10 protein-coding genes are annotated in these 12,268 nt (G+C 45.5%); 4 read left to right on the top strand and 6 right to left on the bottom strand.

Annotated features, from left to right (window positions below):
- Positions 1–6 precede the first annotated feature (6 nt).
- Both scpA and corA read left to right on the top strand, forming a co-directional pair.
- Positions 7–2,154 (top strand): methylmalonyl-CoA mutase, encoded by a 2,148-nt coding sequence (gene scpA, locus VB073_RS00875; protein WP_323402251.1) that lies wholly within the window; start codon positions 7–9, stop codon positions 2,152–2,154.
- A 418-nt stretch (positions 2,155–2,572) separates the two neighbouring features.
- Complete coding sequence (corA, locus tag VB073_RS00870; RefSeq protein ID WP_323402250.1) at positions 2,573–3,625, top strand: magnesium/cobalt transporter CorA; 1,053 nt, start codon at positions 2,573–2,575, stop codon at positions 3,623–3,625.
- An 8-nt stretch (positions 3,626–3,633) separates the two neighbouring features.
- Here corA and VB073_RS00865 read toward each other — a convergent pair whose 3' ends face one another.
- Entirely contained in the window at positions 3,634–4,335 is a 702-nt protein-coding gene (locus VB073_RS00865; protein WP_323402249.1) for a DUF4919 domain-containing protein, read from the bottom strand.
- Positions 4,336–4,577: 242 nt separating this feature from the next.
- Here VB073_RS00865 and VB073_RS00860 point away from each other — a divergent pair, with 242 nt between their 5' ends.
- Positions 4,578–5,927, top strand: coding sequence for an AAA family ATPase (locus VB073_RS00860; protein WP_323402248.1), 1,350 nt, complete (start codon positions 4,578–4,580; stop codon positions 5,925–5,927).
- Position 5,928: 1 nt separating this feature from the next.
- On the top strand, positions 5,929–7,179 hold the full coding sequence (locus tag VB073_RS00855; protein ID WP_323402247.1) for a tetratricopeptide repeat protein: 1,251 nt from the start codon (positions 5,929–5,931) through the stop codon (positions 7,177–7,179).
- 121 nt (positions 7,180–7,300) lie between these two features.
- Here the strand turns inward: VB073_RS00855 and fabD are convergent, their stop codons facing one another.
- From fabD to VB073_RS00830, 5 genes are all read right to left on the bottom strand, one after another.
- Entirely contained in the window at positions 7,301–8,182 is an 882-nt protein-coding gene (fabD, locus tag VB073_RS00850) for an ACP S-malonyltransferase (protein ID WP_323402246.1), read from the bottom strand.
- 157 nt (positions 8,183–8,339) lie between these two features.
- A complete protein-coding gene (locus tag VB073_RS00845; protein ID WP_323402245.1) occupies positions 8,340–9,992 on the bottom strand; it encodes an AMP-binding protein in 1,653 nt (550 codons plus the stop codon).
- 79 nt (positions 9,993–10,071) lie between these two features.
- Positions 10,072–10,632 (bottom strand): XRE family transcriptional regulator, encoded by a 561-nt coding sequence (locus VB073_RS00840; RefSeq protein WP_323402244.1) that lies wholly within the window; start codon positions 10,630–10,632, stop codon positions 10,072–10,074.
- A 51-nt stretch (positions 10,633–10,683) separates the two neighbouring features.
- Complete coding sequence (zupT, locus tag VB073_RS00835) at positions 10,684–11,478, bottom strand: zinc transporter ZupT (RefSeq protein ID WP_323402243.1); 795 nt, start codon at positions 11,476–11,478, stop codon at positions 10,684–10,686.
- Positions 11,478–12,266, bottom strand: a complete 789-nt coding sequence (locus VB073_RS00830) for an inositol monophosphatase family protein (protein WP_323402242.1) — start codon at positions 12,264–12,266, stop codon at positions 11,478–11,480. Before VB073_RS00830 ends, zupT begins: the two co-directional genes overlap by 1 nt.
- Positions 12,267–12,268 lie beyond the last annotated feature (2 nt).

Raw genomic sequence — 12,268 nt, 5'->3', positions numbered from 1 at the left:
AAAAAAATGAAACCAAATTTTAAAGATATAGATATTCATTCAGCCGGTTTTACGTCGACCGATGTAGCAGGATGGGCTGAAAAAAATGAAATCAAACCCGATTGGATCACACCGGAACAGATTCCGGTAAAACCGGTCTATACGAAGGAAGACCTTGAGGGCATGGAGCATCTGAACTATGCTGCGGGTGTGGCTCCCTATCTGCGTGGACCTTACTCCACGATGTATGTGATGCGTCCCTGGACGATCCGTCAGTATGCCGGGTTCTCTACGGCTGAAGAATCCAACGCTTTCTATCGCCGTAACCTTGCTTCGGGACAGAAAGGGCTCTCCGTCGCCTTCGACTTGCCTACCCACCGCGGTTATGATGCCAATAACGAAAGAGTAGTGGGTGACGTGGGAAAAGCAGGTGTATCCATCTGCTCGGTAGAAGATATGAAGATCCTGTTCGATGGTATCCCATTGAACAAGATGTCGGTATCCATGACGATGAACGGCGCCGTACTGCCCGTCCTTGCATTCTACATCGTAGCTGCACAGGAGCAGGGAGCACAGTTGGATGAAATGGCCGGTACCATCCAGAACGATATCCTCAAAGAATTCATGGTGCGTAATACATACATCTATCCGCCGGAATTCTCGATGAAGATCATTGCCGATATCTTCGAGTTCACCTCGCAGAAGATGCCTAAGTTCAACTCCATCTCTATCTCCGGATACCACATGCAGGAGGCGGGTGCTACCGCCGATATCGAGCTGGCTTATACCCTGGCTGATGGTATTGAATACCTGAGAGCCGGTATCAATGCCGGTATCAGCGTGGATGCTTTTGCACCGCGTCTCTCCTTCTTCTGGGCGATCGGTATGAATCACTTTATGGAAATCGCCAAGATGCGTGCGGCACGTCTGTTGTGGGCGAAGATCGTGAAGAGTTTCGGTGCAAAGAATACGAAGTCGATGGCATTGCGTACCCACTCACAGACATCGGGATGGTCTCTCACCGAACAGGATCCGTTCAATAACGTGGGACGTACCTGTATCGAGGCGATGGCTGCTGCATTGGGACATACCCAGTCGCTCCACACTAATGCACTCGACGAAGCGATCGCGCTGCCGACCGATTTCTCCGCCCGTATCGCCCGTAATACCCAGATATATATCCAGGAAGAGACTCAGATCACCCGTCAAGTTGATCCGTGGGCCGGTTCCTACTATGTAGAGGCACTTACCCAGGAACTGGTCGATAAGGCCTGGGCACTTATTCAGGAGGTTGAAAAGCTGGGTGGAATGGCCAAAGCCATCGAGACCGGTATTCCCAAAATGCGTATCGAGGAAGCCGCTGCCCGTACACAGGCCCGTATCGACTCGGGTGTGCAGGCGATCATCGGTGTGAACCGTTACAGGCTTGAACAGGAAGATCCGATCGATATTCTCGATATCGACAATACCGAAGTGCGCAAGCAGCAGGTGGAACGTATCAACCAACTGAAAGCCAACCGTGACAACGAAGCGGTACAGAAAGCGCTTGATGCCATCACCCGTTGTGTAGAGACCAAAGAAGGTAATCTCCTTGAACTCTCCATAGAAGCTGCGAGGTTGCGTGCTACTCTGGGAGAGATTTCCGACGCATGTGAAAAGATAGTAGGTCGTTATAATGCAGTAATCAGAACAATTTCAGGCGTGTATTCATCAGAATCAAAATCGGCACCGACGCTGGAGAAAGCGCGTGCCTTGACAGACCAGTTTGCACAGAAAGAGGGTCGCAGGCCCAGGATTATGGTCGCCAAGATGGGACAGGATGGACACGACCGTGGTGCCAAGGTGGTAGCTACCGGTTATGCCGACTGTGGTTTCGACGTGGATATGGGACCCCTGTTCCAGACACCGGCAGAAGCAGCCCGTCAGGCAGTTGAAAACGATGTGCATGTGTTGGGTGTTTCTTCGTTGGCTGCAGGCCACAAGACACTTGTGCCGCAGGTGATCGAAGAACTGAAACGGTTAGGCCGCCCCGATATCGTGGTCATCGCTGGTGGAGTAATTCCTGCTCAGGATTACGACTTCCTCTACCGTGCCGGCGTATCGGCCATCTTCGGTCCCGGAAGCTCCATCACCGAATCAGCCTGCCAGATCATGCATGTATTGATGAATGACTAAGTAGGCTTAGGACAATCAATAATTGAAAATCCGCTCTCCAAGCCTGTTTGTCTTGCAGGATCGGGAGCGGTTTTTTATGCTTTTCGCACGATAAAACTGGAAAAGGGAATACGGCTCAAACGAAATTCACCTGAAGTTTAACTCCAATTCTTTACTAATTGATTTTAGTGTTCCAAACTTAGCTTCTTTAGATTTGTGATAGCTGGGAGATTTGATTTGGAATAGAAGTGTTTAGGCTTGTTACACGTTGTCATTCGGCCTCTTTTAAGTTTACGGGAAATTTTGTTGTTTTTCAAATAAATACTGTAAATTTGGATTTTGTAGATTATCACTAAAAACGATTATGAATAAACATCAGATTTGGAAGAAGAACGTCGTAATTTGTTACTTCATCCTATTCATTTAGAAAAGTTTCGTTATGCCTAAACGTAGAGAAGACATTGGCCTCTCACCATACGAACTGAAATTCCGTGGCCGGCACCGTTCCGAAGAAGTCCGGATGACACTTTTTGAGATTGATTTCGAGAAGGTGAATGAGCTGACAATCGGGTCGGTAGGGGAGCTTCTGTCCTATAAAAATAGAGAAGCACTTGTCTGGTTGAATATCGATGGATTACACGATGAGCAATTGATGGCTGAGTTGGTGGATACTCTGCAGATTCCGGCCGATATCTTGTCGGATGTGATGCAAACCGGTATCCGCCCTCAGATGGAAGAGTTCGATAATGGCCTTTTTATTTCATTGAAGATGATGCAAATCGATGAAAAGACGAATCTTATATCGATTGACAACCTGAGTGTAATGATCATGGATCACTTGCTCATCACTTTTCAGGAAGAGAAGAGCGATCTTTTTAACCCCGTCAGGGAACGGGTCAGAAAGCATTCAAAGAGATTCAGGACATTGGGTGCCGATTATCTGGGCTTTTCTCTGCTGGATGTGGTAATTGATAATTACATCTTTATCCTGGGGGTATTGGGCGAAAAGATTGAAAATTTGGAAAACGAGATGATCTTAAATCCCGGTAAGGAAACTCTCAAAATAATAAACCTTCTCAAACGTGAACTCAGCAATTTGGGACGCAATATAAGGCCTGCCAGAGAGATGATCATAGGTCTTGTGAAGTCTGATAGCGATTTTATTACTCCTCAAAACGAAAAACACTACAAGGAACTTCAGGATAATATAAACCAGGTGGTAGAGCTATTAGACTACTACCGTGAACTACTGTATGATGAATTGAATATTTATCACTCTTCCATGAGTACAAAGCTCAATGATATTATGGCGCTGCTTACCATCTTCTCGGTCATATTTATCCCTATCACATTTATTGTAGGTGTCTACGGAATGAATTTCGATAATATGCCCGAACTGCATCTCAGATATGGTTATTTCATTGTTTGGGGAGTGATGGTGTTAATCGCCATTGGTATGCTATGGTATTTTAAAAAAAGAAAGTGGTTTTAACAACCACTTTACATTTTTCCTCCGCCACGTGAACTCACCTGATCGATAACCGGTGCTATATTGAAATATACCCTTTCTACGCCGAATCGATTGGTGCCGAGTGACAGATAATTCACCTTTTTGTTTGACAGGATTTTATCCTCACCGCCGAAATTGTATCCCAGGAAAGGGAGTATATCGTATTCATGTGCTACCCTGATCACGTAAAATGGCGTTTTATCCGACATCCCATCTCCGGTCCCGGCTATGGCATTCTGTACCACATGTCTTTGTTGAGCCACCTTCTTATACTCTTCGACATTGTTTTCCTGTGCGTACACCAGTAGTTTGGCATTCAATGCACGCAGGTTGAACGGATCTTCCAGCAACAGTGCATTAGAGTACTCCAGGATACTCTTAAAATCATTGGGTGTAAAAGTCTTTTTCGACAATACTTCTACCAATTTATTGTTATAGGTGGAGGTATCTACCGGTGTATATTGAGGCTGAAAGATAAATCCGAAATAGAGATGCCGCCCTTCCTCCATAGTCATTTTATCATCACCGGACATATATTTCTCCATCAATTTCGGATAATAATAAGAGGAAGTAGGTTCTTTTATGTTCCTTCCAATTTGCGCATAGTCGGGAGCGCTGAAAAACTCATCCTGTGCCTGTGCCGAAAGAGCAACAGATGCAATGAGTGTAAATATGAGCACTAATTTCTGCATAGTTTTCTGTTTTAGTAATTGAGTTACGGTGCAAATGTATTTTCTAATTGCGGTTTTAACAAAAAAAATTAGATAAGAATCCTTAATCCACAATGAAAATGCAACTCTTATTACTGTTGTCACTGAAAACTGCTGAAAAATTTGAAGAGAGGATCAGTAGTTCCCGAAGGTCTATTTTCACAATCATGCAATAAACATTCAGATAGAATTATTGACTAAGAAAAAATGCATATATTTGTGAATTGACATTATTTTATGGACATAACATCACGCATGTAAGCATGAATGACAGCACCATTGAGAGTTTAAGAGAGGCATTAAAGCATTCGCCTGACAACAGGCCTTTGCGACTTTTACTGGCAGAGACATTACTGGAACTTAACCGGTTTGAGGAAGCCGAATTGGAATATATTACTCTCCTGAACTCAACAAACGATACGAAAGTAAAAGTAGGGCTTGCCAATCTCTACTTTAAAAAAGGATCTTATTCTGCTTGTAATGTGATCCTGGAAGAGGTGATCGAGGGAGGTACCCGGGATGGTACGACCTTTATCTTGTATGCCAGGGGGCTTCTGAAAGAAAATGAAATATCTAAAGCAATAGATGCTTATCAGAAAGCATTGGCGATAGATCCTGGTTATGTCGACGAAGAGTTGGACTCTCAGTTGAGAGTGAGGGGAGCCCGTGAAGAACTAATGGACGGAGATGAGGAGATCGATAACCGTTTTCTGCAAAAGCCGACCATCAATTTTAGCGATGTAGGCGGTATGGAGAGTGTCAAAAAAGAGATCGAACTAAAGATTATCAGACCGTTACTCCATCCCGACCTCTACAAGGCTTACGGGAAGAAAGCCGGGGGCGGAATTTTACTATACGGCCCTCCGGGTTGCGGCAAGACCTATCTTGCCAAAGCAACGGCAGGCCAGGTAAACGCTGAATTTATCAGTGTAGACTTGAATGATATCCTGGATATGTGGGTCGGCAACAGCGAAAAAAATCTGCATGAAATCTTCGAGTTAGCAAGAAAACATACTCCCTGCGTACTGTTCATCGACGAGATTGACGCATTAGGGGCAAGCCGTAGCGATATGAAACAGTCCAGCGGGCGGCATTTGATCAATCAGTTCTTACAGGAGATGGACGGTATAAACAGTGACAATGAAGGGGTTTTAATTCTTGGCGCAACCAATACGCCCTGGAATTTAGATCCTGCCTTCAGGCGTCCCGGAAGGTTCGACCGTATCATTTTCGTGCCACCACCAGACGAGATGGGCCGGGAGTCTATCCTGAGGCTCAAACTGCAAAAAAAGCCGATAGAATCAGTGGATTACAGCACAATTGCCAAAAAGACGGAGAACTATTCCGGTGCCGATATCGATGCGATCATCGATATGGCGATTGAAGAAAAGTTGGAATCTTCATTTTTAGATGGTATTCCCAAACCGATCAATACCCGGGATTTGCTGAATGCTGCTAAAAGGCATAAACCAACTACACAGGAGTGGTTTATGACAGCCAGGAACTTCGCTTTATTCGCAAACGACTCGGGGTTATATGATGATATTTTGACTTATATGCAAATAAAGAAATAAGATGACAGAAGACAGCGGACTATCGAGGGTGCAAGTTTTACTCGAACAGAGAAGGTATGTAGAGGCAGATCATATATTGAGAGATATGCTTACGACCGATGCGGAAAATATCCAGTATCTCTACTTGTTGGCGGAAGCCAATTTGCAACTGGGAAAATATGATACGGCAACAAATATCATCGACAATGCCATTGGATTATCACCCGATGTGGCTGGCTTGTTTTATACCAAATCCCGGATTGCCTACAAACAGGGTGATTATGATGAGGCAGAGAAGAATATCAGGCAATCCATAGCATTAGATCCATACGACGCCGATTACTTTGCCCTGCTGGCCAATATCAAACTGACCCGCAAGCAATATAACGAAGCGTTGGAGTTTGCCAATAAGGCATTGGAAATTGATCCCGAAAATATCCTGGGATTGAACACCAGAAGTACGGCTTTACTGAAATTGAATAGAAGCGAAGAGTCGTTCAACACTATTGAAGGCGCACTGAGAGAAGATCCGAATAACGCTTACACTCACGCTAATTATGGTTGGGGATTATTGGAAAAGGGCGACCATAAAAAAGCATTGGAACATTTTAAGGAGTCCTTGAAAAACAATCCAGACTACAGTTATGCACAATCCGGAATGTTGGAGGCATTGAAAGCAGCCAATCCCATTTATAGGGCGTTCCTGAAATATGCTTTTTGGATGGAAAAACACACTGCCAGATATCAGTGGGGGATTATTATCGGTTTTTATTTTGTGGTGAGGTTTTTAAATACTACCGCCCAAACTAATGACTCTTTACAGCCCTACCTGATCCCAGTGGTCATCTTACTCTCATTGATAGCATTTTCTACCTGGATAATCGGGCCTATAAGCAATCTTTTTTTACGGTTCAACGTTTATGGGCAATTATTGCTCGACAAGAAAGAAAAGATGAGTTCCAACTTTGTGGCTGGAGCATTGTTCACATGTGTTGCCGGTATGCTGCTTTATTTCATCCTGTCGGATGTGAGATTTCTCACTATTGCTTTGTTTGGTTTTGTCATGATGGTACCATTCAGCGTCATATTTTTACCATCCAAATCCAAATATCTCCTGCCCGGTTATTCAATCGCACTCGGAATCGCAGGTATCCTTGCCGTCATATTAGCCTTTTCGACAGGAATGGTATTTAATTTGCTGACACTTATTTTCATTATCGGATTCTTTATCTTCCAATGGGTAGCCAACTTTGCGGCAATAAAAAATGGATGATGGATAAATCTTCAAATGAATTAAAAGATGAATTCAGCAGTTTACGATAAAAGGCTGTCTCACTGAAGTTCAACTTCATCCTGAGACAGCCTCTTTTTATTGTGACAATATCTGAAGCGGGTTATTGCTTTCCTGAAACAGATACTTCCTTATTTATTTTCGATACTAAACCCTGTAATACGGTGCCGGGGCCGAGTTCTACAAATTCTGTAGCACCGTCGGCAATCATCTGTTGTACCGATTGCGTCCATTTTACCGGTGAGGTAAGTTGTGCGATCAGGTTCTTCTTGATGGTTTCGGGATCGGTTTCACCGGTGGTAGATACATTCTGGTACACGGGACAAACCGGTACAGAGAAGGGTGTTGCTTCGATGGCAGCCGACAACTCTACGCGTGCCGGTTCCATCAACGGTGAGTGGAAGGCACCACCTACCTTCAGGATCAATGCCCGTTTTGCACCGGCTTCCTTCATCAGCTCGCACGCTTTTTCAACGCCGCCGATCGATCCGGAGATCACGATCTGTCCCGGGCAGTTGTAGTTGGCGGGAACTACCACATCGTCAATCGATGCACAGATCTCATCTACTTTTGTATCGTCAAGCGCCAGGATGGCCGCCATGGTGGAAGGCTGTTTCTCGCACGCTTTCTGCATCGCCAATGCACGGGCATGTACCAACCTCAGGCCGTCTTCGAATGATAAGGCACCGGCCGCTACCAATGCTGAAAATTCTCCCAGTGAATGGCCGGCGGTCATATCCGGTTGGAACTCTTCACCCAGTGTTTTCGCCATAATCACCGAATGGAGGAAGATGGCCGGTTGCGTAACTTTTGTCTGTTTCAGGTCCTCATCCGTACCTGCAAACATCAGGTCGGTAATCCGAAACCCGAGAATCTCGTTCGCTTTCTCGAACAACTCTTTCGCTAAGGGTGATGTTTCATACAACTCTTTACCCATGCCCACATATTGGGCTCCCTGACCGGGAAATACGTATGCTTTCTTCATATCATTAAAATTTTTATTATTTAGAATCAAGAGCCAAGACTTTATTAATTGACAATTGACAATGGACAATTGAAAATGACTTCTCCATACCTCGACTTCTTCACTTCTTTTCAATTAGTCATATTGGCACATTAGTCACATTAGTCACATTGGCACATTAGTTTTTCTCCCGGATCTCCACCCGTCGGATTTTGCCGCTGATCGTCTTTGGTAATTCGTTGACAAATTCAATCAATCGGGGGTATTTATAAGGAGCTGTCACGTTCTTCACATGCTCCTGGATCTCTTTGGCCAGTTCGTCACCTGCCTTTTCTTTATATTCCTGAGCCAGCACGATGGTGGCTTTGATCACCTGTCCCCTGATTTCGTCAGGTACGCCGGTGATCGCGCATTCCACTACGGCAGGATGGGTCATTACGGCGCTCTCCACCTCGAAGGGGCCGATACGGTATCCGGAACTTTTGATCACGTCATCGGTACGTCCCACAAACCAGTAATAGCCGTCTTCGTCACGCCACGCCATATCACCCGTATGATACACGTGATCGGCATACACTTCACGAGTAAGCGCTTCATCGCGGTAATACCCTTTAAACAGAGCGAGTGGTCTGTTTTCATCGGTGTGGAAGACAATTTCACCCTGCTCCCCATCTTCCGCCGAACGGCCGTCGTGTGTCAGCAAATCCATCTTGTAAAGGGGATTGGGAACACCCATCGATCCCGGTTTCGGCTCTATCCAGGGGAAGGTGATGATGGTAGGTGCCGTTTCGGTCTGGCCGAACGCCTCCATCATCTTGATACCCGTCTGCTTATAAAACGTTTCAAATACCGAGGGGTTCAGTGCTTCTCCTGCGGTAGTGCAATATTCCAGCGCCGAAAGATCGTATTTGGAAAGGTCTTCACGGATCAAAAACCGGAAGATAGTAGGAGGAGCGCAAAACGAAGTGACCTTGTATTCCGATATCATCCTGAGCATGTCTTCTGGAATAAAACGGCCTTCAAAGTCATATACAAATACGCAGGCACCCACGATCCACTGTCCGTACAACTTTCCCCAGACTGCCTTGGCCCATCCGGTATCCGCTACGGTCAGGTGTACGCTATCCTCGTGAAGGTTGTGCCAGTATTTGGCGGTGGTGATATGTCCCAGGGGATAGGTGAAATCATGTACCACCATCTTGGGTTCGCCAGTAGTGCCGGAAGTAAAGTAAAGGATCATGATGTCGTCGTTGTCGTTCACCTTCTCCGGTTTCACGAATGGGGCAGCTTCCTCTGTTCCACGGCAGAAATCGATCCATTCTTCGGGAATGGTCTCGCCTATCATGATGCGGTATTGTACTGTGGGTGATTTGTCCATCGCCTTGTTCACATGCCCTATCAGGTTGTCGTCCTCTACGGCTACGATCGCCTTTATGTCGGCCGCATTATTGCGGTAGATAATATCTTTGTCGGTCAGCAGGTGAGTGGCGGGAATAGCTATGGCACCGATCTTGTGCAACCCCAGTATAGCTGGCCAGAATTCGATGCTTCTCTTCAGGATAAGCATCACCATATCTCCTTTTCCGATACCGAGCGATTGGAAGAACGAAGCAGCCTTGTCCGAAAGTGTTTTCAGCTCGCCGAACGTTAAATCCCTATGTGCCCCTTTGTCGTTTGTCCAGCAGAGCGCTCGTTTTTCGGGGTTGGTCCGTGCCCACTCGTCGGTCACGTCATACGCGAAATTGAAGTTCTCGGGTACCGAGATGTGATAATTGTCGATAAAATCCTGATGCGAACTGAACGATGTTTTCTTTATAAATTTTTCTAACATGATAACCTTGTTATAACGTCAAAATCCTCTGATGGTAAGATCCCGACGGATGTAGGTAAATATTTTGTTTCTCGGTTTGTTATGGGTAGAGGATGACGGCAACGAATTTCACCGGCTTATCATTGAGTGCCTTCATCCCATGTGGAAGCGACGAATCGAAATAGATGCTGTCGCCTTCGTCTAACTGAAGATCCTTGCCGTTGATATGCAGCATCATGCTTCCTTCCAGTACCATGTTGAATTCCTGCCCCGGGTGGATATTCTGATAGAAATCACTCTCTATCGGTTTGGGTTCTACTGTCACCACGAAGATTTCCGCTACGTTATTGGTGAACCCGGAGGTGAGCGACTGGTATTTATAAGCTGAAACTCTTTCCACGCTTACACCTTTGTCCTTCCGGGTGATGAAATAGGAATTCATCCGTGGTTCAGTTCCAAACATCAGGGTACCCAGATCCACACTGAACTCCCGCTCAATGCGTTGTAAGAATGAGACTGAGATATCTTTTTCACCCACTTCATATTGCCGGTAATCATCTGTATCTACTTCCAGCCTGTGAGCCATCTCTTCGGGAGATAAACCGACTGCTTCGCGTAACCCTTTAATACGTTCGCCTATTTGTCTAATATCTGTTGTCATCGCTGTATGTATTGAGTGTTGAAAATGAGAAACAAAAATAATCTTTTTTGTTCAGACAAACAAATAGAGGCTCAATGCCATGATCGCCATACCTACCATCAACCCGATAATGGATAGATGGTGTTTTCCATACTTCTCCGCACTGGGTAGCAGCTCATCCAGGGAGATAAAAACCATTATTCCTGCCACTGCCGAGAGAATAAGCGAATCTAATAGCGGAGTCCAGAAAGGAAGCAGGAACAGGAAAGCTATCATCGCACCCAAAGGCTCTGCCAATCCTGATGCGAATGATAACCAGAATGCTTTTTTCTTGCTGCCGGTAGCGTAATAGATGGGGACTGATACTGCAATCCCTTCAGGGATATTATGGATGGCGATGGCCACCGTGATGGGGATGGCTATTTCAAGGGAATTCAAAGCGGACATGAACGTCGCAATCCCTTCGGGGAAATTGTGGATGGCAATGGTGATGGCCGTGATCATACCTGTTTGTTTCAACCGGTAGTTTGAGTGCATCTCTTCCACGCCATGTATCTCATGAGGATTCTGCGATTTGGGTACCAGGAAGTCTATCAAAGAGATCAGTCCAATCCCGCCGAAAAAACCGAGGATCATATAGAGCATCCCCATTTTTTTTCCAAACTCTCCGGTAAGTCCTTCCAATGAGTTGGGCATCAATTCCATAAACGATACGTAGATCATCACACCTGCGGAAAGGCCCAATGAGAAACTCAGGAAATTGGTGTTGGTGCGTTTTGCCAGAAAAGCGGTCAAACTGCCGATACCGGTGCATAGCCCGGCAAAAAGAGTGAGTAGGAATGCTATTAAAACAGTTTGGTTATCCATTAATTTGCATGTATAATCGTATCCATAATTTCCTGATGAATGATCCCGTTTGAAGCTACCAACTCCTTGTTGAAAATATAATTGTCCCCGCCTGAAAAGTCGGTGCATCTCCCTCCGGCACACTGCAGGATGAACGCTCCTGCAGCTACATCCCACGGTGAGAGGCCGCTATGGAAGTAAGTGTCGCTGACGCCTGCCGCCACATAACAGATCTCCAGCGCGGCTGATCCCCTGATGCGGAAACTGCATTTGCGAAATTGTTTCATGGCATTTGAGAGTATCTTCTCGCCTCTCTCGTCCAGGCTGTACGGAATGCCAAAGCCTATATAGCCATTTACTAATGTGGAGTGCCTACTTACACCTATCGGACTATCATTCATAAAAGATTTCCCGGTTCCGGTGGCAGAATACATCTGCCCAGCTACCGGGTCATAGACCACTCCCAGGATAATCTCTTTTGCTTTCATCAGTGCGATGCTTACCGAGAAGGGCAAGTCGCCATGTACATAGTTGGTTGTGCCGTCCAACGGATCAATGATCCATGTGTATTTTCTCGGTTCAAACTTCACAGTTTCCTCTTCCGTGAGGAATCCCGCTTCGGGTAGTAATTTGCTCAATCCCTCTACTAATTTGCTTTCCGCTTCTTTATCGATATAAGTTACGTAATTACGCGTACCTTTTAGCTTGATATCTCCCTTTCGCAAAACCGCTTGCTCTTGCTTTAGGTATTGGCCCGTAGAGAGTGCCAGTTCTTTTACCTCATTGCAAAGTTTTTCCAGATCAATCATTT

Origin of the sequence: Proteiniphilum sp., assembly GCF_034927365.1 — a bacterium.
Taxonomy (GTDB): Bacteria; Bacteroidota; Bacteroidia; order Bacteroidales; family Dysgonomonadaceae; genus Proteiniphilum.
This window is presented reverse-complemented; position numbering and strand designations above follow the sequence as displayed.